This is a genomic window from Patulibacter sp. NPDC049589 (assembly GCF_040675535.1).
GTDB lineage: Bacteria > Actinomycetota > Thermoleophilia > Solirubrobacterales > Solirubrobacteraceae > Patulibacter.
In genome coordinates this window covers 60,653-82,062 of record NZ_JBFAPC010000003.1, presented here as the reverse complement: position 1 = coordinate 82,062, position 21,410 = coordinate 60,653, and the positions used below count along the sequence as shown (strand labels likewise).

At 70.2% G+C, this 21,410-nt stretch carries 24 protein-coding genes and 1 pseudogene; 10 read left to right on the top strand and 15 right to left on the bottom strand.

Annotated elements, in window-relative coordinates:
- The 5 genes and pseudogenes from AB0L40_RS01170 to AB0L40_RS01150 all read left to right on the top strand — a co-directional run.
- A pseudogene (locus tag AB0L40_RS01170) lies at positions 1-452 on the top strand (arsenical-resistance protein); the annotation flags it as partial.
- Positions 453-475: 23 nt separating this feature from the next.
- A complete protein-coding gene (locus AB0L40_RS01165) occupies positions 476-1,078 on the top strand; it encodes an arsenate reductase ArsC (RefSeq protein WP_364347907.1) in 603 nt (200 codons plus the stop codon).
- Complete coding sequence (locus tag AB0L40_RS01160; RefSeq protein ID WP_364347904.1) at positions 1,075-2,097, top strand: ArsJ-associated glyceraldehyde-3-phosphate dehydrogenase; 1,023 nt, start codon at positions 1,075-1,077, stop codon at positions 2,095-2,097. Before AB0L40_RS01165 ends, AB0L40_RS01160 begins: the two co-directional genes overlap by 4 nt.
- The gene (gene arsJ, locus AB0L40_RS01155) at positions 2,094-3,365 is read left to right on the top strand and encodes an organoarsenical effux MFS transporter ArsJ (protein WP_364347901.1); all 1,272 of its coding nucleotides are present in this window, start codon (positions 2,094-2,096) and stop codon (positions 3,363-3,365) included. Before AB0L40_RS01160 ends, arsJ begins: the two co-directional genes overlap by 4 nt.
- 48 nt (positions 3,366-3,413) lie before the next feature.
- Positions 3,414-3,758: a heat-shock protein HtpX gene (locus AB0L40_RS01150; protein ID WP_364347918.1), complete on the top strand. Its 345-nt coding sequence runs from the start codon at positions 3,414-3,416 to the stop codon at positions 3,756-3,758.
- A gap of 73 nt (positions 3,759-3,831) precedes the next feature.
- On the opposite strand, the gene AB0L40_RS01145 is transcribed toward AB0L40_RS01150, so the two are convergent.
- From AB0L40_RS01145 to AB0L40_RS01080, 14 genes are all read right to left on the bottom strand, one after another.
- On the bottom strand, positions 3,832-4,524 hold the full coding sequence (locus AB0L40_RS01145) for a DUF4396 domain-containing protein (RefSeq protein ID WP_364347898.1): 693 nt from the start codon (positions 4,522-4,524) through the stop codon (positions 3,832-3,834).
- Between the two features lie 105 nt (positions 4,525-4,629).
- Positions 4,630-5,031: a TlpA disulfide reductase family protein gene (locus tag AB0L40_RS01140; RefSeq protein WP_364347916.1), complete on the bottom strand. Its 402-nt coding sequence runs from the start codon at positions 5,029-5,031 to the stop codon at positions 4,630-4,632.
- A gap of 190 nt (positions 5,032-5,221) precedes the next feature.
- Positions 5,222-5,998, bottom strand: coding sequence for a prolipoprotein diacylglyceryl transferase (locus AB0L40_RS01135; RefSeq protein WP_364347895.1), 777 nt, complete (start codon positions 5,996-5,998; stop codon positions 5,222-5,224).
- Positions 5,998-6,654, bottom strand: coding sequence for a hypothetical protein (locus tag AB0L40_RS01130; protein ID WP_364347892.1), 657 nt, complete (start codon positions 6,652-6,654; stop codon positions 5,998-6,000). The genes AB0L40_RS01135 and AB0L40_RS01130 overlap by 1 nt, the downstream gene beginning before the upstream one ends.
- An 81-nt stretch (positions 6,655-6,735) precedes the next feature.
- Complete coding sequence (locus AB0L40_RS01125) at positions 6,736-7,701, bottom strand: M56 family metallopeptidase (protein ID WP_364347889.1); 966 nt, start codon at positions 7,699-7,701, stop codon at positions 6,736-6,738.
- Complete coding sequence (locus tag AB0L40_RS01120; RefSeq protein WP_364347887.1) at positions 7,701-8,084, bottom strand: BlaI/MecI/CopY family transcriptional regulator; 384 nt, start codon at positions 8,082-8,084, stop codon at positions 7,701-7,703. Before AB0L40_RS01120 ends, AB0L40_RS01125 begins: the two co-directional genes overlap by 1 nt.
- Positions 8,085-8,181: 97 nt before the next feature.
- Positions 8,182-9,519, bottom strand: coding sequence for a ferredoxin reductase family protein (locus tag AB0L40_RS01115; protein WP_364347884.1), 1,338 nt, complete (start codon positions 9,517-9,519; stop codon positions 8,182-8,184).
- 23 nt (positions 9,520-9,542) lie between these two features.
- Complete coding sequence (locus AB0L40_RS01110; RefSeq protein ID WP_364347881.1) at positions 9,543-9,815, bottom strand: hypothetical protein; 273 nt, start codon at positions 9,813-9,815, stop codon at positions 9,543-9,545.
- Between the two features lie 256 nt (positions 9,816-10,071).
- On the bottom strand, positions 10,072-11,340 hold the full coding sequence (locus tag AB0L40_RS01105) for a YbhN family protein (RefSeq protein ID WP_364347879.1): 1,269 nt from the start codon (positions 11,338-11,340) through the stop codon (positions 10,072-10,074).
- Between the two features lie 243 nt (positions 11,341-11,583).
- Positions 11,584-11,922: a hypothetical protein gene (locus AB0L40_RS01100; protein ID WP_364347876.1), complete on the bottom strand. Its 339-nt coding sequence runs from the start codon at positions 11,920-11,922 to the stop codon at positions 11,584-11,586.
- A 14-nt stretch (positions 11,923-11,936) separates the two neighbouring features.
- Positions 11,937-14,162 carry a cytochrome c-type biogenesis CcmF C-terminal domain-containing protein gene (locus AB0L40_RS01095; RefSeq protein ID WP_364347873.1) on the bottom strand — a complete coding sequence of 742 codons (2,226 nt, stop codon included), beginning with the start codon at positions 14,160-14,162 and terminating at the stop codon, positions 11,937-11,939.
- Positions 14,163-14,168: 6 nt separating this feature from the next.
- On the bottom strand, positions 14,169-14,597 hold the full coding sequence (locus AB0L40_RS01090; protein WP_364347870.1) for a cytochrome c maturation protein CcmE: 429 nt from the start codon (positions 14,595-14,597) through the stop codon (positions 14,169-14,171).
- A gap of 112 nt (positions 14,598-14,709) precedes the next feature.
- Positions 14,710-15,273, bottom strand: a complete 564-nt coding sequence (locus tag AB0L40_RS01085) for a TlpA disulfide reductase family protein (RefSeq protein ID WP_364347867.1) — start codon at positions 15,271-15,273, stop codon at positions 14,710-14,712.
- Between the two features lie 142 nt (positions 15,274-15,415).
- On the bottom strand, positions 15,416-16,438 hold the full coding sequence (locus AB0L40_RS01080) for an FTR1 family protein (RefSeq protein ID WP_364347864.1): 1,023 nt from the start codon (positions 16,436-16,438) through the stop codon (positions 15,416-15,418).
- A gap of 109 nt (positions 16,439-16,547) precedes the next feature.
- Here AB0L40_RS01080 and lspA point away from each other — a divergent pair, with 109 nt between their 5' ends.
- The 3 genes from lspA to AB0L40_RS01065 are packed head-to-tail and all read left to right on the top strand — an operon-like array spanning position 16,548 to position 19,616.
- Positions 16,548-17,081: a signal peptidase II gene (gene lspA / locus AB0L40_RS01075; protein ID WP_364347861.1), complete on the top strand. Its 534-nt coding sequence runs from the start codon at positions 16,548-16,550 to the stop codon at positions 17,079-17,081.
- A 58-nt stretch (positions 17,082-17,139) separates the two neighbouring features.
- A complete protein-coding gene (locus tag AB0L40_RS01070) occupies positions 17,140-17,493 on the top strand; it encodes a metalloregulator ArsR/SmtB family transcription factor (protein WP_364347858.1) in 354 nt (117 codons plus the stop codon).
- Entirely contained in the window at positions 17,490-19,616 is a 2,127-nt protein-coding gene (locus tag AB0L40_RS01065) for a cation-translocating P-type ATPase (protein WP_364347855.1), read from the top strand. Before AB0L40_RS01070 ends, AB0L40_RS01065 begins: the two co-directional genes overlap by 4 nt.
- Here the strand turns inward: AB0L40_RS01065 and AB0L40_RS01060 are convergent.
- Positions 19,510-20,055: a signal peptidase II gene (locus tag AB0L40_RS01060; protein ID WP_364347852.1), complete on the bottom strand. Its 546-nt coding sequence runs from the start codon at positions 20,053-20,055 to the stop codon at positions 19,510-19,512. The genes AB0L40_RS01065 and AB0L40_RS01060 overlap by 107 nt on opposite strands.
- A gap of 69 nt (positions 20,056-20,124) precedes the next feature.
- Between AB0L40_RS01060 and AB0L40_RS01055 the strand changes: the two genes are divergently transcribed.
- Complete coding sequence (locus AB0L40_RS01055) at positions 20,125-20,766, top strand: cation transporter (protein ID WP_364347913.1); 642 nt, start codon at positions 20,125-20,127, stop codon at positions 20,764-20,766.
- A 62-nt stretch (positions 20,767-20,828) separates the two neighbouring features.
- Positions 20,829-21,401 carry a class I SAM-dependent methyltransferase gene (locus AB0L40_RS01050; RefSeq protein ID WP_364347849.1) on the top strand — a complete coding sequence of 191 codons (573 nt, stop codon included), beginning with the start codon at positions 20,829-20,831 and terminating at the stop codon, positions 21,399-21,401.
- The last annotated feature ends 9 nt before the right edge of the window (positions 21,402-21,410 follow it).

Sequence of the window (21,410 nt, the reverse complement as noted above, 5' to 3'; positions counted from 1 at the left end):
CCAGGTTCTTGCCGAAGATCGGGCCGTTCGCGCTCTACGGGCTGCTCTTCACGATCGTGATGCTCTTCGCGATCCAGGGCGACGCGATCACCTCCGAGCCCTTGGACGTCGTGCGGATCGCGCTGCCGCTGCTCGTCTACTTCGCCGTGATGTTCTCCGCCGGCCTCGCCGCAGGCCGGCTCATCGGTGCGACCTACGCCCGCACCGCATCTCTCGCCTTCACCGCGGCGGGCAACAACTTCGAGCTCGCGATCGCCGTGGCGATCGGCGTCTTCGGCGCTACGTCCGGCCAGGCCTTGGCCGGGGTCGTCGGTCCGTTGATCGAGGTGCCGGTGCTCGTCGGCCTGGTCTACGTCGCGCTCTGGATCCGTCGGCGCTGGTACCCGGCGGAGGAGGCCGCGGCGCGCCGCGGCGACCCGCCGGCGCCGCGAGCCGACCCCCGCCCCGTCTGATCCCCACCACCGAGGACCCCTTCATGCGCCACGTGCTGTTCGTCTGCAACCACAACGCCGGCCGGTCCCAGATCGCCCAGGCGTTCTTCGACCGCCTCGCCCCCGACGACGTCCGGGCGGAGTCCGCCGGCACCCAGCCCGCCAAGGCCGTCTGGCCCGTCGTCGTCGAGGCGATGGCCGAGGTCGGCATCGATCTCTCGGCTGAGAAGCCGACGAAGCTGACCGCCGAGATGCAGCTGCACGCCGACTGGGCCGTGACGATGGGCTGCGGCGACGCTTGCCCGTTCGTCCCCGCGATGGTGCAGGAGTGGGACGTGCAGGACCCCTCCACGCTCCCGATCGAACGGGTCCGCGAGATCCGCGACCAGATCGAGCAGCACGTCAAGGACCTCCTGGCCGAGCACCTGCAGGACATCTACCTCGACCGCACCGCCCACCAGCTGCGCCTCGAGCGGCTCCTCCCGGCGGTCCGTGAGGACCTCGGTGACCGGTTCTCCGAGCAGCAGATCCGTGCGTGCTCGGACCAGGTCCTCGCCGGCTACGACGACGCGACCGTCCGCGGCCACGTCATGACCATCGCGCACCGCGACGTCACCGAGTGCCTCACCGCCGGGAACTGCGCATGACGGTTCGCGTCGGCATCAACGGCTTCGGGCGCATGGGGCGCCTAGCGCTCCGCGCCGGGTGGGACCGCGAGGACCTCGAGTTCGTGCACATCAACGAGATCGCCGGCGACGCCGCGACTGCCGCGCACCTCCTCGAGTTCGACTCCGTCCACGGGCGCTGGCAGCGCGACATCGCCTCCGACGGCGACACGGTCACGATCGACGGTCAGACGCTCAGCTACAGCGCGCACCCCATGCCGGGCGACGTCCCGTGGGACGAGCTCGACGTCGACCTCGTCCTCGAGGGCACCGGCAAGTTCAAGACCCAGACCACGCTGGCCCCCTACTTCGATCGCGGCGTCCAGAAGGTCATCGTCGCCGCGCCCGTCAAGGACGGCGGCGCGCTGAACGTCGTCGTCGGCGTCAACGACCACCTCTACGACCCCGAGGCCCACGACGTCCTGACCGCGGCGTCGTGCACCACCAACTGCCTCGCTCCGGTCGTCAAGGTGATCCACGAAGGACTGGGAATCCTGCGCGGGTCGATCACCACGCTGCACGACCTCACCAACACCCAGACCCTGGTCGACGCGCCGCACAAGGACCTCCGGCGTGCCCGTGCCGCCGGCCTATCGCTCATCCCGACGACCACCGGGTCGGCGACGGCGATCGGGCTGATCTTCCCCGAGCTGCAGGGCCGCCTGGACGGCGTCGCGATTCGCGTCCCGCTGCTGAACGCGTCGCTCACCGACGCCGTGTTCGAGGTGGCCCGGGAGACGACCGTCGACGAGGTCAACGAGCTGCTCCGCAGCGCCGCCGACGGGCCCCTGCGGGGCATCCTCGGGTACGAGACGCGGCCGCTGGTGTCGGTCGACTTCAAGGACGACCCGCGATCCGGGATCGTCGACGCGCCATCGACGATGGTCACCGACAAGACCCAGGTGAAGATCCTCACCTGGTACGACAACGAGTGGGGCTACGTGAACCGCTGGGTCGAGCTCGCCGGCCAGGTCGCCGCCTCCCTGGAGCCGCGGGCGTGAACGGCCAGGACGCGACCGCGGCCGCCGAGCAGCGCGGCGGGGACCTGCGCAACTACGTCGTCGTCACCGGCGCCTACTGGGCCGACACAATCGCCGACGGCGCGATCCGCGTCCTGGTCCTCTTCTACTTCTACGAGCTCGGCTACAGCCCGCTGCAGGTCGCCTCGCTGTTCCTCTTCTACGAGGTCTTCGGGATCATCACCAACCTCGTCGGCGGCTACATCGCCGCACGCTGGGGACTCAAATCGACCCTGCTGGGCGGCCTGACGTTTCAGCTCGCGGCGCTGGCGATGCTCGCCCTGGTGCCCGAGTCGTGGCTCGTCGTCGCCTACGTGATGGTCGCCCAGGCGCTCTCCGGGATCGCGAAGGACCTGACGAAGATGTCGTCGAAATCGGCGGTGAAGCTCGTCGTCCCGCAGGACACCCCGGGCGCGCTCTACAAGTGGGTGGCGATCCTCACCGGTTCGAAGAACGCGCTCAAGGGCGTCGGCTTCTTCCTCGGCGGCCTGCTGCTCACCGTCATCGGCTTCCAGGCCGCGCTGGGGTGCATCGCCGGCCTTGTCGCCGCAGGCCTCGCGGGCACGTTGATCTTCATGCGCGGCGACCTCGGGACGCCGGACGCGTCGGCGAAGTTCCGGCAGATGTTCTCCAACAACCGGTCGGTGAACCTGCTGGCCGGCGCGCGGATCTTCCTCTTCGCTTCCCGTGACGTCTGGTTCGTCGTCGGCCTCCCCGTCTACCTGCGGACCGTGATGGGCTGGTCGTTCTGGCAGGTCGGGATCTTCATGGCCGTGTGGACCATCGGCTACGGCATCGTCCAAGCCCTCGCCCCGAGGTTCGTCAAGGACCCCGACGGCCGCACCGCCGCGAAGCTCGCGTTCGTCCTCGCCGCCTTCCCCGCCGCGATCGCGATCGCCATGAGCACCTCGATTGACCCGGACGTCGTGATCGTCGCCGGGCTCATCGTCTTCGGCGTCGTCTTCGCGATGAACAGCGCGGTGCACTCGTACCTGATCCTCGCCTACGCGGAGGGGTCGAAGGTCGCGATGAACGTCGGCTTCTACTACATGGCCAACGCGTTCGGCCGGCTCTCCGGCACCGTCCTCTCCGGAGCGCTCTACCAATGGCAGGGCCTTCAGGCCTGCCTCTGGGGCTCGGCGATCATGGTCCTCGCGGCCGGGCTGCTCTCCCTGCTCCTGCCCGGCGACCCGGCCCGCTCCCCGGCCCGCCGAACGACCCCGAACCAGGCCGTTGAGGGGGTCGTCTGATGGCCCACGTGTTGTTCGTCTGCCTGCACAAACGCCGGGCGCTCGCAGATCAGCCGCGCGCTCTTTCAGCGCGCCGCCGACAGCCGACACGAAGGGCGCTCCGCCGGCACCACCCCGGCGGACCGGGTCCACCCCGAGGTGCTCACCGTCATGGACGAGCTCGGCATCGATCTCCGCGACCAAGAGCCCAAGCTCCTCACGCGCGAGATGGCGGAATGGTCCGACGTCGTCATCACGATGGGCTGCGGCGACAAGTGCCCCTTCATCCCCGGCGTCCGCTACATCGACTGGGACCTCCCCGACCCCTCCGGACGCCCCGTCGACGAGGTCCGCGCCACCCGCGACGACATCAACCGCCGCATCGACCAACTGCTCGCAGAGCTCGACACCTGACGGCCCCGGGGCGAGGGCTGTCGTGCGTGAACGACGCTTCCGCCGGGACGTGTCGGCCCGGCGGAAGCGACCGTTAGGCCGGCTGGCTTCTCACCTGGGGGCCACGGCCGAGGTGGCGAACGATCGGGGCGGCGGTGAGGGTGCCCAGGACGAGGCCGATCTGCATGAGGAACGTGAATCGCACGTCGGTGGCCATCGGCATGCTGTCGGAGTAGTAGAGGACGAGCATCCAGCCGAGCATCCCGACGTCGAACGCCACGACGGTCACGAGGGCGATGACCGCGGCGGTCCGCAGGCGCGTGGCCGCTGCCTGTCGGCCGGCGGGGGAGGCGACGACGGCGAGCTCGAAGAGCACGAGCATGATCGTCGCCAGGACGGTGATGATCGCGACCATCGCCCACATGTCGACGTTGGCGATCGTCAGGCCCGTCAGGACGACGATCGGCACCCCGACGATGTGCGCCAGCCCCGACGCGACCCCGCCCTGCAGACCGAGCGCGAGGCCCGACTGCGTCTCGGGCGAGGCCGCGGACGCCGCCTGGCGGCGGCGGGCGTTGCGGCGCTGCAGCACGACTGCGAGCGGTCCGAGGTAGAGCGCCGAGAGCGGCCAGATCGCGGCGACGATCGGCCGCTGCGGGCGGTCCCCACGGCCGTAGACATCGAACGCGACGACCGCGGCGCTGATGACCGCGGCGACGATCCACAGCCACGACAGCGTCGTCAGCCACGTCGGCAGACCCGACCCCATCTCTTCCATTCCTTGCATCTCATCTCTCCGTGTTTCGTTCGAGGTGTCGGCGTCGCCCGTGCGGCCTTGGCGGCACCTACAGGCGGTCTCGCCGGCGTCTATCGACGCCGGACGGCCGCTAATTCATCGACCATCGACAACGCCGGCGTAGCGAGCGAGGTCATCGGCGAGGCGCCGGGCGCCGGGGTAGGCGCCGGCAAAGACCGTTGCGATCTGCCCGTCGGAGTCCAGGATGATCGTGGAGGGCAACACCACCCCGGCGCTCAGCCGGTTGGCCAGTCGACCTCTGGGGTCCCGGACGTGCGGGTACAGCGTCGGGTTCCGACGCAGGAACTCACGACCGGGCCCGGGGGTGGCGTCGCCGTCCACACCGATGAACGCGACGCGCGTGCCGTACCGGGCGGCGGAGCGGCGAAGGAGCGCGAATTCTCGACGACACGGGCCGCAGTACGACGCCCAGACGTTGATCACGACGGGGTACCCCCGGAGGCTGGTGACGAGACGATCGAACGCTGCCTCTGGCAGGAGGGCATTGCTGTGCTCATACAGCGCCCGGAGTGGGCCGGGTGCGCCGCGGATCTCTGCCGAGCCTGCGCTAGCGACGGCGCAGAAGCATCCCGCGACGGCGGTGGAGCGCTCTGCAGAAGCCCCACCGTCAAAGCAGCGACCACGGCGATCGCCGCTGCGGAGACCGCGACGCGGCGTCGTCGAGAACTCACTGCACGGACCTTGTCTGAGGCACGCCGGTCTGCGGGGTTCTCACGTCACGGCGGTGGGTCGTGGCGATCACGCCGATCCCGGCGAGGACGAACGTGGCGGCCCAGATCTGCGGTTGCGTGAGACCGACGAGGACACGGTCATTGATCCGCAGGAACTCGACGAGGAACCGTTCGGTGCCGGCGAGCACGAGATAGACGCCGAACAGGCGCGGTCCCGATAGGCGTTCGCGCAGTCGCCAGAGCACGGCGAAGATGAGCAGGCCGGTGAGGGTCTCGTAGACCGGAGTCGGGTGCACCCGGACGGTCGTCGGGATCTCGCCGTCGGGGTAGGCCATCGCCCACGGCAGATCACTCGGCTTGCCGTAGGTGCCGTCGCCGGCCATCTGGCACGCGATACGCCCAAGCGCGTAGCCCAGCGCGAGCGTCGGCGCGGCACTGCCGACGATCGCGCTGACCGGGATGCGTTGGAGCCGCGCGACCAGCAGGACGGCGACCGTGCCGCCCAGAACTCCGCCGTACCAGGTGAAGCCCGCACCGGAGACGAGGTCCCCCGCGTTGGCCGAGTTGGCGTGTTCGGCCAGCCAGTAGAGCCGCGCACCGATGAACCCACCGATCGCGGCGGCCGCGATCAGCGGGCCTGCCGCGTCGGCACGGTCTGCACGTCGACGAAGCTCCCGGGAGAGAACGACCCACGCGGCAAGGAACGCCAGGGCGATGAAGACGCCGTAGCTCTTGATCTCCAGCGGCCCGACGTGGAAGAGGACCGGGAGCATCAGCTGCTCGGGGCGGAGGTCCCGGGCGGGTTGGCGGTCGGGCGACCGTAGGAGAGCACGATCTTTTGCTCGTCCTGCAACCGCAGGCCACCGAACGCGCGAGTGGGCTTGCCGTCCACCCACATCTGCACCTGCTTTCCGCCGCCGGTGCGGTAGCTGCCGAGGCGATCAGCGCTCAGCGCGACGCCCCAGATCGCGAAGAACTGGCCGAGGGTCCCGTTGCCTTGACCCTCGTCATGGATCAGGCCGTCGGGGGTGTGCGTGTGCAGCGCGGCCATGTCGTCGCCCGAGGCGTTGGGGTCAACACCGATGTTCGCCGGGACCTGCACGGGCTTACCGTCGATGAACAGGCTCAGCTGCGGATGGATGTGCGCGCTGGACTGCGCGGTGCCCATCGTCACGACGCCTGCAGCGATCCGGCGCTGCACGAGTCCGTCGTAGTTGGTGCCCAACCCCGCGGCCCTGGGCAGATTCGCGCCCTCCGGCGCCTCCGAGGACAGCCCGAGGGCCAGCGCGGCCCCGACGGCGACGACGACGAATCCGCCGCCGGCGGCGATCCGCACCCGCTTGGAGCGCCGCTCGCTCGCCGCGGCGAGCCGCTCCTGCTCCTCGCGCTCTCGCCGGAGGTCTTCCTGCTTCTTCGCTCGACCGCTCATGTGTTGCTCCCGCCCTCCCCGTTCTTTCTACAGACTGTAGTAGATGGGGGTCGGGGTCGCGGCAGTGCCGCCCCGGGCGGACTACATGCCGCAGGCGGTGCGCATCGCCGCCAGCGCCGCGTGCGCGCGACCGTCGGAGATCACGGCGGGCAGCTGCGCCGTAAGCGCGATGAGGAGCGCAAGGCCAAGCCCGGCGAGGGTGGCCAGGCAGGCCTGCCGAAGAAGGGGCGGGCGGGCTGGTTGGTCGAGCAGCCCGCTCACGCGGGCGCTGATGCCCTGGGCGCCGGCGAGCGTGGCCAGAGCGAGCGACGGCGTTCGGGAGCTCGCGGCCTTGCAGATCGCGCTGGCCAGTGCGACCGGGTCGGTGGCACGCCGAAGCGCCCAGGCATCGGCATCGCGCTCGAGCTGGAAGAACAGCGCCGCGAGCGCCCGGTCGGTACCCGGCGTGAACCGAGCCAGCGCACGACAGGCCTCCGCGTAGAGCACGACGAAGCGGTGCCGGCGGTGGATGTGTCCATCCTCGTGAGCGATGCCGGCCGCAAGCTCGGCGTCGTCGAGCTGCGTCAGCGCGCCGGTCGAGAGCACCAGACGAGGCCGGCTGAAACCGGCGACCGCGACGAACACGTCCGCGCCCCCAACGATCACGCTGCCCCGAGGCCCCCTGCCGATCGCTTCCTGCACGACGAGACGACGCACCCGTCGGGCGCTGCGAAGAACGCTCGCAGCGACGAGGGCAGCGGAGACCGCCAGGACCAGGGCCGGCAACAGCGTCGCGCCCTGCCCGACCCACGCACCCATGACCCCAACGTTGGTGGCCGCGACCGGAAGCGCGGTATGCCAGCACCAATCGGTGATCGAGGCAAAGATGGCAGTCGCCGGCAACACGACCAGGACGTACGCGACCACGAACACCGAAAGTACCGCGCGAAGGCCCAGCGCGACCCCCCAGAGCGCGGCAGCGGTGGCAGGTGTCAAGTCGCGCGTGGAAACGACGTGCGGGACCGCGATCATCGCCAGGGCGGCCCCGATCAGGACCAAGAGCATCATCAGCGATCCGCTCGAGATGCTGTCCTGCGGCGGATCTGCTCCTGCAACCCCGCCAGCTCGTCCTCGTCGATCGTGCCGATCAGCTCGGCCAGCGCGACTTCACGGGCTTCCGTGGATGCGCCGGCCAGCGTCTGCGCGATCGAACGAGACAGATACTGCGCCTCGGTAACCGTCGGCGTGTACGTCATCGTCCTACCTAGGCGCTCGCGACCCAAGAGCCCCCGATCGACGAGCCGGTTCAGCACAGTCGCGACCGTCGTATAGGCACCTTGATACTGCGGAGGGAGATCGGCACGAACATCCTCGACGGTGCCCTGCTCCCGTCGCCAGAGGACGAGCATGATCTGCTCCTGCAATTCGCCCTGGATCGCGCCGTCCACCATCCGCGCAGTATTGCAACGCACAGGCGACCGCAAGCCGATCGCGATTGCGCGTCTCACCAGCGGGTCCCCCCGAAAGACGCTGGGCCGCGTCGGCGCGCTACTCGAAGCCTTCGGCCTGGATCGCGTGCATCGGCATCCCCATCAGGGCCAGGGCTACGGAGGTCTCGGCGACCATCGCCGCCGGGCCGCAGATGAGGGCGCCCCACCGGGCGATGTCTCGCGGCGCGTAGCGGCGCAGGAGCTGTTCGGTGACCCGGCCTCGCTCCCCCGGCCAGCCGGGCTCCGCACGGGAGAGCGCGTGCACGACCTGCAGGTTCGGCAGCCGGTGCTGCAGGACGGCGAGCTCCTCCCGGAAGGTGACGTCCTGCCACTGACGGCTCCCGTAGAGCAGGAGGAACCGCCGGGTGCTTCCGTGCTCCGCCGCGGTTCGCAGCACGCTCATCGCCGGGGTGATCCCGATCCCGGCGGCCAGCAGGATCCTGCCGCGCCGGCGGTCCCCGTCGTGGACGGCTTCGCCGTGCGGCCCGTCGACGAGTACCTCGTCGCCGGGCTGCAGATCGGCGACGTCGGTGGTGAAGTCGCCAAGCGCCTTGACCGTGAACGACGGGTGCTCGGGGTGCGCGGCACTGGAGCTGAGGGTGAACGGGTGGTCGTCGAGGCTGTAGGGGGCGTGCGCCGGACGTAGCCGTGCGAACTGGCCGGGGCCGAAGCGCAGGCCGTCGTGCCCGTCGGCCTGGAGCTCGAGGGTCACCGCGCCGCCACGCTCGGGATGAACGCTCACCACGCGGTAGGGCTTCAGGGCGGTGCGGTAGGGGTGCGCGACGCGCGCCCAGAACAGGCTGGCGGCCGCGGCCAGCACCAGGACCAGAACGGCGACGCGGATCACCGGCAACGAGGTGTAGGCGTTGACCCAGATGACGTGAGCGAACGATGCGGCGATGACGACCCCGGTCAGCGCGAGGTGCGTGGCGCGCCAGTGCTCGAAGCGCATCCCGAGCTTCGCGCGCCAGATCGATGTGACCGCGAGACCGGCCAACGCCACGACGGCGACGGTCCCCGCACGCGCGCGGTTCGGCGCCTCGGGAAGGTCGAACAGGTGCAGCCGACTGGGGTCGTCGACCATGAGAATCGCGACGTGTGCGACCACGAGAACCAGCGTGGCTTTTCCGGCTTGGCGGTGCAGGCCAAGGACCGGGCGCAGACCGAAGATGCGTGTGGTCGACGCCCATCGTCCGGACGCGACGACCTGCAGCGCGATCAGTGACAGGGCGGTGAAAGCCAGGGCGTCGGAGAAGACGACGAGTCGGCCCTGCGAACCCGGCTTGATCGCACCGATGGTCAACGCCAGCGGAAAGAGCAGCACCGTGCCGTAGAGCGCGATCAACAGTGCTCGACGGGCCGCCATCCCGAACGGCGAGCCGGACGTCGTAGGCATCGTCGGAGCCTGTCCGGGGCGGCTCAGCGCCCGTCGTCGCGTTGGTCGTCGTCTTGTCCGCCCCGGCCGTCAAATCCGTTGCCGATCTCGTCGTCACCGTCCGCGTCGTCATCGCCCTCGACGCCGGCTTGGACGGCGGTGCTGTCTCCGGCCGGCAGCCCGCTGGCTTCGAGTCCGGTGGCAGGAGCGGGCGAGAGGGGCGAGCCGTCGGTGACCATCGCTACGGCGGCGGAGGCGAAGACGACGAGGGCGAGCAACCCGGTGAGCAGGCCACGGAAGGGAGCGGAACGGCGCATGTGTCGAAGGGTCCCGTTGCTTCCTGGGACCTGCCTGAGCGGTTCCTGAGATTTCCTGAGAGCAGTACTGCTGGACCTTGGCGCGTCTGCCATGGCCTTCACGCTCGAGCACCTTGACGTCGATCCGCTTGCGTCGCTCCGGCGATCGCTCGTTAGGCCCATCGACGAGGCGTGCAACTCGATCTCAACGCGAGCTCACGTCCGATGGTGAGCCATCCTTCGCGGATCGAGTCGATCGCGTGCGCCATCTCGTTTCTCAACGCATCGGTGTTTCAGGCTCAGACGGCGTGCGCGCGTGCGGTGGTGCGTGATCGATCGCGACAACCTCGGAGTCCGGCGATGGGCGGCCGATCGCGACGAGTGCGACGGAACCGGGGAGCGCAGGCAACCAGGTCGAGATGAGGCGCTGCGTCAGGGTCGCGGGGATGGCGACCTCCGCCGGGACCCCGAAGGCGATGAGCATGCCGAGCAGGCCCGCCTCGACGCCGAGACCGCCGGGGATCGGCAGCAGGTTGGCGACTTGGCCGATCAGGTACGCCATCGTGACGTCGAGCACGTTCGGCGACGCCCCGAACGCGTGGCAGGCCGACCAGAGCACCGCGGCGTCCGCCAACCACCAAAGCGCGCCACCGAGAACCGCGATGTCGCGCTCGCGGACGAGGGTCGAGACGGTGTGGATGCCGTCGTCGAGCGTGCCGGGGATCGCGGCGAGCACGCGGGAGATACGGCCTTTGCGCTTCGCCGTCGAGCCACCCAGGCGGTGCAACAGGGGCCGGCCGAGCCCGGCGACCAAGAGGATCCCAGCGGCGACCCCGGCGGGGATGATCGTGATCGCGCTGCGCCCATGATCGGCGAGGAACAAGACGGTGCCGACGAGCGCGATCAGGAGGACGAACCAGACGTAGACGATCGCAATCTGCGCCGCGACCGTCGCGGCGGCGTGCCGCGCATCGAGCCCGTGGCGGCGCAGCGCGAACGTCGTCGACGCGACGCCGCCCGCGCCTGCCGTCGCGAGAAGGCGAGTGGCAGCCACTCCGGCGAGGACGATCCGCCAGGTCGTGAAGCGCGGGAGCCGCAGGCCGGCACGGCGGGCGGTCCCGTCGAAGACCAGCACGTACCCGGCAAACGCGAAGACCTCGAGCACGACGGCGACGAGAAGCCAGACCGGGTCGCCCCTGCGGACGTTCTGCCACATGTCGTCGAGGAAGCCGACGTGCGGCACGAGAAGCCGCGCCACGACGAGCAGGAGCGCGAAGACGACGATGCCGACGACGACCCGTTTGAACAGCCCGCCCACGAGCGGGGCTGCGTCGTCGGTCGGGGGGCGCCCGCCGTCGGTGACGGCGGGCGGCGCGCCCTGGTGGAGGTGCAGGCGGGCGGTCGACGGCACCCCATCGGCACCCGTTTGGGGCTTGGAGATACCCTTCGACGGGGTCCCGTCAGGAGCGGGGACCGAGCCAATCGCGTCGTCGCTCCCGGCCGGGAGCTCGTCCTTGCCGGCCGAGATGTGCCGCCGACGCCGCACGGGCGTCATCCTCTCACGCGGCTGATGCGGGCGCGATGGCACCTCATCGACTCGTTCGCGGAGCTGCGCGGACGTCTACGGCATCCCATCGGCGTCACCATGCGGCGAAGCTGGGGCCCCTGACCTCCGCGTGTCCTGCTCCTGCGTAGTGGCCGCTTCGGGGGACGACGGTGATCCTCCAAAGCCCACGACGTGGCCGGCCAGACGCGGATGACCAACCCTCCTACGAGCTCCATTTAGCGGTCACGGTGTCGGCCACTGCGTCGGGATGAGGTCGCCGCCGTGCAGCTCGTCGCGCTGGGCTGCCCTACCCCGGAGGTGGTCGAGACCGTCGAGCTCGTCGAGTATCGCGACCGCCTGGGAACGCAGCTGGGCGTCGATCGTCCGCCAGTCGGCGTCGGAGAGTTTGCCGGTGTCGCGGTCCAAGGCGGCGTCGCGGATCTCACGGTACTTCGCGACCTTCGCCGCTTCGAGGTCGGCGCGCAGCAGCGTTTCTGATTCAGCGGCGCGCTCGTGCTGGTCGGGCCAGAACGGTTGCGAGAGGATGAAGAGCACGACCGCGAACGCAACGAGCACGACCAATGGCCCCATGACGGTCACAGCGGCTGCTCCGTGGGGTATCGCACGTCGCGGGCCACGCGCGCTTTCTGTCCGGCTCGCACTCGCCGTGTCTGGAGGTCCGGTGCCGGCCACATCGCCAGGAGGGCACCGAGTGCCATGAGCACGCTCCCGATCCAGATCCACGTGACGAGAGGCGAGACGATGACCTGAAACGTCACCCCGGATGGTCGCGCGGCGTAGAGCTCGGTGAAGTTCAGCGCGAGCTGGCCACCCTGCGCGAAGCGTGTTGGCTGATCGCGCAAGCGGTCGTCTAGGGCCTCGAGAACGGTTGCAAGAGCCTCTCCGTCGGGCTGCATCGCGACCCAGAGATCGCGGGTCAGCCCGGCGTCCAGCGCGATCTCCGTCGATGCCTCGCCGGCGAAGAACCGGCCGACGGGGCCGTCGGCGGGGTTCATCGACGGGTAGTACTCACGCGTCGGGCGGATCGTCTGGAGGAGTTTCCCGTCGCGTCGGACCTCGACGACGGAACCGAGGATCAGTTTGTCGATTCGGCCATCCGTGAGCTGGTAGTCGCCGATCGCCCCTGTGTAGCGCAGGTCGTAGCCGCCGATGGTGAAACGGTCGCCGACCGTCGCGTTCACACGCTCCTGGTCCTTCAACGCCGACGACGCGGCGATCGACAGGGCGAGCACCGCGAAGCCGACGTGCACGAGGTAGCCGCCATAGCGCCGGCGGTTGCGGCCGACGAGCCTCGGTACCGCGACGGGGAGCCGCTCGCCTGTCGAGATCTGCCGCGCGCGCGCGCCCCGCACGAGCTCCTGCCCGACCGCCCCGACGACGAATCCGCCGAGGAGCAGCGCGACGACGACGACCAGACGCGACCCGCCACCGACCACGCTGCCCACAGCGAGCGTGAGGATCGCGACGGCCAGCGGCGCGCGGGCCTGACGCCAGAGGTGCGCGCGGGTCGTCTTGCGCCACGCCGCAAGTGGCCCGAGGCCCATGAGGCCTACGAGCGCGAGGGAGAGCGGCCCGACCCACCAGCCCCAGGTCGAGGACGCCCACGGCCGTTGCTTGCCGGTCAGGACCTCGGAGAGCAGCGGGAAGAACGTGCCCCAGAGGACGACGAGCGTCAGCAGGACGAGGACGACGTTGCCGACCAGGAAGATCGCCTCGCGCGAGAGCAGCGAGTCGATCCGGTGCTCCGAGCGCAGCAGCGGCCGGCGCCAGGTGACCAGGGCGATCGAGCCGAAGGTCATGACCCCTAGGAGGGTCAGGAACTGCCAGCCCACGGTGGACGAGCCGAACGCGTGGATCGAAGAGATGATCCCCGAGCGGACGATGAACGTGCCGAGGATGCAGAGGATGCCCGTCAGCAGGATGAGCGAGACGTTCCAGGTGCGGAGCATGCCGCGCTTCTCCTGGATCATCACGGAGTGGATGAACGCGGTGCCGATGATCCACGGCATGAGCGACGCGTTCTCGACGGGGTCCCAGCCCCAGTAGCCGCCCCAGCCGAGCTCGGCGTAGGACCAGCGCGAGCCGAGGACGATGCCGATGCCCAGCAGCAGCCAGGCACCGAGCGTGTAGCGGCGGGTATGACGGATCCAGTCGGAGCCGACGTGCCCGGCGATCAGCGCGCCGACGGCGAACGCGAAGGGGATCGCGAACAGCGTGTAGCCGCTGTAGAGCATCGGCGGGTGGATCATCATGCTCGGGTACTGCAGCAGCGGGCTGAGGCCCTCCCCGACGGCTGGGACCGGCATGGGCGTCAGTCGAAACGGTGAGCTGTAGAAGACCAGCAGGAACAGGAAGAACGCCGCGAGCGCCAGAAGCACGGCCTGCGCCCATGGCACGACGTCGGCCATCCGCCGACCCGCGCGGCGTACCACCAGCGAACTCCACAACGAGAGCATGAGCACCCACAGCAGCAGGGAGCCCTCCTGTGAGCTCCACGGTGCTGCCATTCGGTAGCCCAGCGGCGTGGACTTCGACGAGTGACTCACGACGATGTCGAACGACAGGTCGGTGCGGATGAACGCGATCTCGACGAGAACGAACGCTGAGACGGCTAGTCCGGCCAGGACGTAGATCGCCCGACGGCCGGAGCGCACCCACGCTGCGCCGTGGCCGGTCGTGCCCGTCGCGGTGCCGGGGCCAACGGCGGTCTGCAGGCGTCGCGCTCCGACGACGCTCACCGCAGCGCCGTAGAGCGCGACGAGGAGGCCGAGAATAAGGAGCCCGCGTCCTAGGAGATCCATCGGGCGCTACTCGCCTTTCACGACGCGATCGGACCCGTCAAGCCACCTCATCTTCGGCTCCCCGCCGGACTTTCCGTCGTCGAACTTCGATGGGCACTTCGTGATGAGCGTGTCCTTCTGACCCTGGTACGTGGTGCCCTGCTTGCGGACCGTGACGAGCACCTCGCGGCCTTCGCGGAACGCGTCGGGGATCTGGCCGGTGTAGGTCACGGGGACCGAGGCACCGCCTTTTCGATCACGGACCCGGAAGGTCACGGCGTCCCGCCCACGCTTCACGGAGCCGCGCACTACGACGCCGGTCAGTCGATACTCGCGGTTGGCTTCGGCTCCTGCCATCTGGCTCGGCTGGCGTGCCTCGGCGGACCCGGCGAAGCTCGTGTACAACAGCGCCGCAGCGAGGGTGACTGCGGCAACGATCGCGAAGGTCAGACGCAACGTTCGGGTCATGCCACGCAGAACCGGTAGGTGCGCCGAGCGCCCGCTCCACGTTCCAGACGGTGGGGCGCGTGCACGAGCCTCATCTGAGGCGCTGCCAGGATGTTTTGTGTCATTGCTCGTTGGTCACTTTTGCGTAGCGGGCGAGGTCCTCGGCAAGTCGTTGCGGATTGGGGTACGCCCCGGCGAAGACTGCCGCGATCTGTCCATCGGGACGGAGAATGACGGTGGAGGGGAGGACGACCCCGGCGCTCAAGCGGTCCGCCAAGCGGCCCCTTGGGTCTCGCACGTGGGGGTAGAGCGTGGGGTTCTTGCGCAAGAAGGCCTCGGCAGGCCCCGGGGTGGCGTCGGCGTCCAGGCCGAGAAACGCGACCTGCTTGCCGTAGCGGGCGGCTGCGCGGCGAAGCAGCCCGAACTCTTGACGGCACGGACCGCAGTACGAGGCCCAGACGTTGACCACCACGGGGTAGCCGCGCACGCTGGCCAGCAGCCGATCGAACGTCGTTTCGGGCAACAACGCGTTGCTTCGGGCGTAGAGCTGTCGGAGTGGCTCGGGGGCACCTTGTATCTGGGCGCGGGCCTGCGTCACCGACGGTGCTCGAGGACCCGACGACGACGGTCCGTCGCTCTGCGCCAGTCCGACCGCGAACACCACCACAATCGTGACCGCGGTCATCGCCACCAATCGCCGTGAGGCGCGCACGGCCCTCAGCCCGTCCGCGCTGCGTTGACGCTCATGGTCTTCACGTCGCGGCGGAGCGCTGCGACGGTCATTGCGGCAGGCCGGTTGCGTCGGGCGCGAGGTGCATCGTCCGGGTTCACCGCTCGGCCAGCTCAAGCGGAGGCGCGGTGGCGCGGGTGGCCGCACCTTCGCTGCGGGCGTGCCTGGATCGGGTCTTCATCCACTCGGCGAGGTAGTAGGAGCCTGCGACGAAGAGGCCGGCGAGGACCTGTGCTCCGAGGGTCTCCCAGGTGGAGTACATCTCAAACCAGGCGCCCATCCATTCCGGGACGGTGAAGGGCGTGTCGTGGCGGGGGATCCAGCCGAGGTCCTGGAACGTCAGGGCGGTGCCGCCGATCATCACCATGAGGACGAATCCGACGAGGACGCCGGTGAGCAGCAGCATGCGGCGGTAGGGCAGCTTCTGGTGGAGCTTGAAGATCGCGACGCCGACCAGGGCAGTGCCGGCCAGCCCGATCCCGACGCCTTCCAGCACGGTGCCGGTGCCGTCCTGCAGCTGCAGGTTCTGCAGGAACAGGACGACCTCGAACCCTTCGCGGTAGACGCTGGTGAAGCCGAGGGCGACGAGGCCGACGGTCGCGCCGATGCCGCTGGAGGCCAGGAGCTTGCGGCGCTGACGGTGGTGCTTGCCGATCCACTGCGACCAGTAGACCTTGTGCACGAACCAGTTGAGGACGATCAGCAGCACCACGATGGCCAAAAAGCCGGTGATCGCCTCGAGCTTGGGGCCGAGGGACGATGCGGCGTCGAGCACGGCCTGGGCGACGAACCACGTGATGATCGACGCGCCGAACGCGGCTGCGGCGCCGGCGACGACGGGACGCCGCCGGCGGAGGTTCGCGCCTTGGAAGCTGGCGATCACCGCGGCGAAGATGAGGACGGCTTCGAGGCCCTCGCGGAAGACGATGATCGCGGCGTTGACCACGACGGTCCCGTGGCTCTGTGTCCCGCGAGCGGCCTCCGTCGGGTCGACCGGGCCGGTCGAGGCCGTGGCCATGAGGTAGACCAGACCTGCCACGGCGGTGAGGAGGAGCGCCCAGGTCAGGCCTCGTGGCCAGCGAGTGGGTCGCGTGTCGACCTGCGGCTGTGGAAGCGCCATGTCGGCGACCCTAACAGACGCATGAACATTAGGATGACGGTGTGCTCCGCACGACTTCAGGGCTCCGCCCAGACGCCGTCGCGTCAACGATCCAGGCCGGACCAACGGGGTGAGCGCCCGCTCCGCCGCCCGCCGGCGTTTCGACCTGGCGCTCCGCCGCACCGCCGCGGTCACCGTGGTGGCGCTGCTGGTCGATCAGCTGACCAAGCGGGTCCTTCGCGAGGCGATCGACCGCGGCGACGTCGTCGGGTTCGTGCCCGGCCTGGATCTCGTGCACTGGCGCAATAGCGGGATCGCGTTCTCCAGCTTCGCTGACAGTCCGCTGATCGTCGGGCTGCTGGTCCTCGGTGCGGTCGGTGCGGTCCTCGCCTGGTTCCTACGCCACGCGGACCTGCCCGGCGCGTGGATCGGCGCGGGGCTGCTGGTCGGCGGGGCGGTCGGCAACACCGTCGACCGCCTGACGCTCGGGTCGGTCATCGACTTCCTGCGGGTCAGCGGTGGGCCGGCGTTCAACCTCGCCGATGTCGCGATCGTCGCCGGCGCCCTCGTCCTGGCATCCGCCGCCCGGCGCGACGTCCCCACGCCCGAGCACCCCGCGCCGCGGGCGCCCCGCACCCCGCGCGCGGACCGTTGGGCCGACTGAACACCCGGCCGGCGGCGACCCACTGGACGGTCGGTCGCATGATCGTTAGGATGTGCGCATGACAGGTTCGTGCGAGCTGCTGTGCATCGACATGGAGAAAGCCGAAGACCTGCGCCGCGCGCGCCTGGAGCAGCCCGCTGCGGAATCCGTCGCCGCGCTGGCGGCCGCGTTGGGCGATCCGACCCGGATCGCGTTGGCTCGAGCGCTCGCCGACGGTGGCGAGCTCTGCGTCTGCGACCTGTCGTGGATCGTCGAGCGGTCCGAGAAGCTCGTCTCCCACCACCTGCGCAAGATGCGCACCGCCGGGGTTGCACGGTCCCGTCGTGACGGGAAGATGGTGATGTACGAGGTCACCCCTGCCGGCCGCGCGCTGCTGGACGTCCTGCTGCCCGCGGGGGAGGTGCACGCATGAGTGACTCGTGCTGCGGCGGCGAGCCGAAGAAGGACACGGGCGACCTCGTCGAGCTGCAGATGGCCGCCCCGCCCGACGAGGCGTGCGGGTGTGCGCCGGCGTCCCCGCAGGTCGACGCGTGTGGCTGTGAGGTCAAGGCGCCGCCGGTGAGGACGAAGACGATCGTCGACGCGTGCGGTTGCGAGGTCGAGGTGCCCGACCCGTCCGCTCCGGTCCAGCGGCTCTACGAGGTCCGCGAGATCCAGCTGGCGACCGTCTCGGGGCTCCTGCTCGCCGCCGGGCTGCTGCTGTCGCTGCTGGACGTGAGCACCGTGCCGCGGGTGCTCGAGGTCCTGGCGTTGATCGTCGGTGGGCTGACGTTCATCCCGCAGTCGATCCGGGCGCTGGGCCGCGGGCGACTGTCGGTCGGGACGCTGATGACGATCGCGGCGATCGGCGCGGTCCTCCTCGGCGAGGTCGCCGAGGCCGCGACGCTCGCGTTCCTCTTCTCGATCTCCGAGGCGATGGAGAGCTACGCGATGACGCGCACCCGCCAGGGCCTGCGTGCCCTGATGGACCTCGTCCCCGACCGCGCGACCGTCCGGCGCGACGGCGTCGAGCGCGACGTCGACCCCGCGGAGCTGCAGATCGGCGACGTACTGCTCGTCCGCGCCGGCGAGCGGATCGCCACCGACGGCACCATCCGCACCGGCCGCTCCGCGCTGGACCTCTCCGCGATCACCGGCGAGTCGCTGCCGACCGAACGCGGCCCGGGCGACGAGGTCTTCGCCGCGGCGATCAACGGCTCCGGCGTTCTGGAGCTCGAGGTCACCGCGCGGGCGGGGGAGAACTCGCTGGCACGGGTGGTCCGGATCGTCGAAGAGGCCCAGGAGCGCAAGGGCAGCTCGCAGCGCCTCGCCGACCGCGTCGCCCGCCCCCTGGTCCCCGGCGTCCTCGTCGTCGCCCTGCTGATCGCCGTGATCGGATCGCTCGTCTCCGGCGACCCGTCGGAGTGGATCAACCGCGCGCTCGTCGTCCTCGTCGCCGCGTCGCCGTGCGCCTTTGCGATCGCCGTCCCCGTCACTGTCGTCTCCGCGATCGGCGCGGCAACGCGCTCCGGCGTCTTGATCAAGGGCGGTGCCGCGCTGGAGGCACTCGGGGCGGTCCGGGCGGTCGCGCTGGACAAGACCGGCACCTTGACCCGCAACCAGCCGCGCGTCATCGACACCCTCACCACCCCCGGCGTAACGGCCGAGCAGGTGCTGGCGGCCGCGGCCGCGCTGGAGGTCCGAAGCGACCACCCGCTCGCCGCCGCGATCCTAACCGCCGCGCCCGCGGACCCGACGCCCGCCGAGGACGTGCAGGCGATCGCCGGGCACGGCCTGACCGGCACGCTGGCCGGCACCACGGTGCGGCTGGGCAAGCCCGGCTACATCGACGCGGGCCCCCTCGCCGCCGACGTGACCCGGCTGCAGCAGGACGGCGCGACCGTCGTCCTCGTCGAAGAGGACGGTCGACTGGTCGGCGCGATCGCCGTCCGCGACGAGCTGCGCCCCGAGGCCGCCGACGCGATCGCGCTGCTGCGCAAGACCGGGGTCCGTCAAGTCGCGATGCTCACCGGCGACAACACCGCCACCGCCACCGCGCTGGGCGCCCGGGCCGGCGTCGATGAGGTGCACGCCGAGCTCTTGCCCGAGGACAAGGTCACGGTCGTCGAGCGGATGCAGCTGGAGCACCCGGTGGCGATGGTCGGCGACGGCATCAACGACGCGCCCGCCCTGGCGTCCGCGCGGGTCGGGGTCGCGATGGGCGCGATGGGCTCCGACGTCGCGATCGAGGCCGCCGACGTCGCGCTGATGGGCAACGACCTGCGCGCACTGCCCGACACCGTCACGCACGCCCGCAGGGCCGGGCGGATCATGCGCCAAAATCTGCTGTTCTCCGGCGGACTGCTCGTCGCGCTGGTGCCGCTGGCCGGCACCGGGGTCCTTGGCCTCGCGGCGGTCGTCGCGATCCACGAGATCGCCGAGCTGTTCGTCATCGGAAACGGCGTGCGTGCTGCTCGCCGCGTCGCCTTCGACCACCGCGCCGCCACGCCGGCCGTCGATCCGGTTGCGCAGGCGACGCGAACGCAGCCTGCCTGACCGACTCGGAGACCTCGCCATCGACCACTTCGGGCTGCTCGCGGAGGCTCTTGAGGACCAGCAGCACGATGCCGAAGGTGATCGCGACGTCCGCGAGGTTGAAGACGGAGAAGTGCGGCACCGCGACGAAGTCCGTCACGTGGCCCTCGAGCAGCCGGTTGCCCAGATTGCCGACCGCCCCGCCGAGGAGGAGTCCCCCGGCGGTGGGGGACTCCTTCGGCCAGCCGCGCAGCACCGCCACCGCCAAGACCGCCACCAGCAACGAGATGCCGACGTACAACACCCCAGGTGGTAGGTCCGTGAACGACCCAAACGCGATCCCGGGGTTGTGGGAGAGCTCCAGATCGATTCCGAGCGGCAGCGCGATCGGCAGCACCGCGCCGCTCTCGGCGACGACCTTCGTCGCGACGTCGACGATCAACGCCACCAGCGCCACCATGAGCGCAAGGCGCCGAGCCCGCAGTACACCAAACGTTCGCACGGCCGTTAGGATAACTACGTGACCGGAATGGGGCAGCCCGCGGGGCCAGACCGACCGCCGGAGACGGCGCTCCGCCGTCGTGGTCTGCGGCTGGCGTGGTTGATCGTCGTCTGGGACGTGATCGAAGGGGTGGTGGCGATCACCGCCGGCATCGCGGCGGGGTCGATCGCGTTGATCGGGTTCGGCCTGGATTCCACGATCGAGGTGTTCGCCGCGTCGGTGGTGATCTGGCAGCTGCACGGCGGCGAACGCGCGCGGGCCCGTCAGGCGCCCGCGCTCCGGCTGATCGCGCTCACGTTCTTCGTCCTCGCCGCCTACGTGTCGGTCGAGTCCGTCCGCGACCTCGTCGGCGGCGACGAGGCGGAAGGATCGATCGTCGGGATCGTCCTGAACATCGTCGCGCTGCTGGTCATGGTTCCCGTCGCGCTCGCACAGGCCCGCGTCGGACGCGCACTCGGCAACCCCGTGCTGATCGCGCAGTCCAAGGAGACGTGGCTATCGAACTACCTGTCCGTCAGCCTGCTGGTCGGCCTCGCGCTCAACGAGGCGTTCGGCCTGTGGTGGGCGGACCCCATCGTTGCGCTGCTGCTGGCCGCCGTCGCGCTCAACGAAGGCCGCGAGACCTGGGAGAGCGCCTCCGAGGCCCGAACCGATCGGATGCCCTCGTGAATGGCGAGCGGTACGTACCGGCCGCCGGGCACCGTGCCTTGACGCGGTTCTACGACCCCGTCATGGCCGCCACGATGCGCGAAGGGACCTTCCGCGCGGCGCTCGTCCGCGACGCCGTAGCCGCCGGGCCTCTGACCATCCTCGACGTCGGATGCGGCACCGGCTCGCAGAGCGTCGCCCTGGCCGACGCCGCACCGCACGCACAGATCACCGCGGTCGACGGTGACCCCGACGCGCTGGCACGCGCACGCGCACGCTCGGCGGGCCGGCCGATCGCCTGGACCCAGGCGCTCGCGCAGGACCTGCCGCTGGAGGACGACGCAATGGATTGCATCACTGCCTCGCTGCTGCTGCACCATCTCTCGCCGCCGACCCGCCTGCTCGCCCTGCGCGAGATGCGACGCGTGCTGCGTCCCGGCGGTCGCCTCCACATCGCCGACTGGGGACGCCCACAGGACCCCGCAATGCACCTGGCGTTCCTCGCCATCCGTGCGCTGGACGGCCGACAGAACACTGCAGATCACGCCGCCGGCCGGATCCCGCAGATCATCCGAGACGCCGGCTTCACCGACGTCCGGAGCACCGGGCGCCTGCGGACCGTGCTGGGCACCCTCGAGCTTCTGGAGGCCTCGTGAGTCGTCGTT

What these genes read in the sequence shown, in the direction of transcription:
- AB0L40_RS01060 (WP_364347852.1), bottom strand. Translation starts at nt 20,055, where the DNA reads ATGGTGGCGCTGGTGGCGTTGATCGTCGACGTCGCGACGAAGGTCGTC.
- AB0L40_RS01115 (WP_364347884.1), bottom strand. Translation starts at nt 9,519, where the DNA reads ATGCCTACGACGTCCGGCTCGCCGTTCGGGATGGCGGCCCGTCGAGCA.
- AB0L40_RS01135 (WP_364347895.1), bottom strand. Translation starts at nt 5,998, where the DNA reads ATGCTCCCGGTCCTCTTCCACGTCGGGCCGCTGGAGATCAAGAGCTAC.
- AB0L40_RS01125 (WP_364347889.1), bottom strand. Translation starts at nt 7,701, where the DNA reads ATGATGCTCTTGGTCCTGATCGGGGCCGCCCTGGCGATGATCGCGGTC.
- AB0L40_RS01065 (WP_364347855.1), top strand. Translation starts at nt 17,490, where the DNA reads ATGAGTGACTCGTGCTGCGGCGGCGAGCCGAAGAAGGACACGGGCGAC.
- AB0L40_RS01050 (WP_364347849.1), top strand. Translation starts at nt 20,829, where the DNA reads ATGGCCGCCACGATGCGCGAAGGGACCTTCCGCGCGGCGCTCGTCCGC.
- AB0L40_RS01165 (WP_364347907.1), top strand. Translation starts at nt 476, where the DNA reads ATGCGCCACGTGCTGTTCGTCTGCAACCACAACGCCGGCCGGTCCCAG.
- AB0L40_RS01095 (WP_364347873.1), bottom strand. Translation starts at nt 14,162, where the DNA reads ATGGATCTCCTAGGACGCGGGCTCCTTATTCTCGGCCTCCTCGTCGCG.
- AB0L40_RS01070 (WP_364347858.1), top strand. Translation starts at nt 17,140, where the DNA reads ATGACAGGTTCGTGCGAGCTGCTGTGCATCGACATGGAGAAAGCCGAA.
- AB0L40_RS01080 (WP_364347864.1), bottom strand. Translation starts at nt 16,438, where the DNA reads ATGGCGCTTCCACAGCCGCAGGTCGACACGCGACCCACTCGCTGGCCA.
- AB0L40_RS01085 (WP_364347867.1), bottom strand. Translation starts at nt 15,273, where the DNA reads ATGACCGCGGTCACGATTGTGGTGGTGTTCGCGGTCGGACTGGCGCAG.
- AB0L40_RS01160 (WP_364347904.1), top strand. Translation starts at nt 1,075, where the DNA reads ATGACGGTTCGCGTCGGCATCAACGGCTTCGGGCGCATGGGGCGCCTA.
- AB0L40_RS01120 (WP_364347887.1), bottom strand. Translation starts at nt 8,084, where the DNA reads ATGGTGGACGGCGCGATCCAGGGCGAATTGCAGGAGCAGATCATGCTC.
- AB0L40_RS01110 (WP_364347881.1), bottom strand. Translation starts at nt 9,815, where the DNA reads ATGCGCCGTTCCGCTCCCTTCCGTGGCCTGCTCACCGGGTTGCTCGCC.
- AB0L40_RS01130 (WP_364347892.1), bottom strand. Translation starts at nt 6,654, where the DNA reads ATGAGCGGTCGAGCGAAGAAGCAGGAAGACCTCCGGCGAGAGCGCGAG.
- AB0L40_RS01055 (WP_364347913.1), top strand. Translation starts at nt 20,125, where the DNA reads ATGGGGCAGCCCGCGGGGCCAGACCGACCGCCGGAGACGGCGCTCCGC.
- AB0L40_RS01145 (WP_364347898.1), bottom strand. Translation starts at nt 4,524, where the DNA reads ATGCAAGGAATGGAAGAGATGGGGTCGGGTCTGCCGACGTGGCTGACG.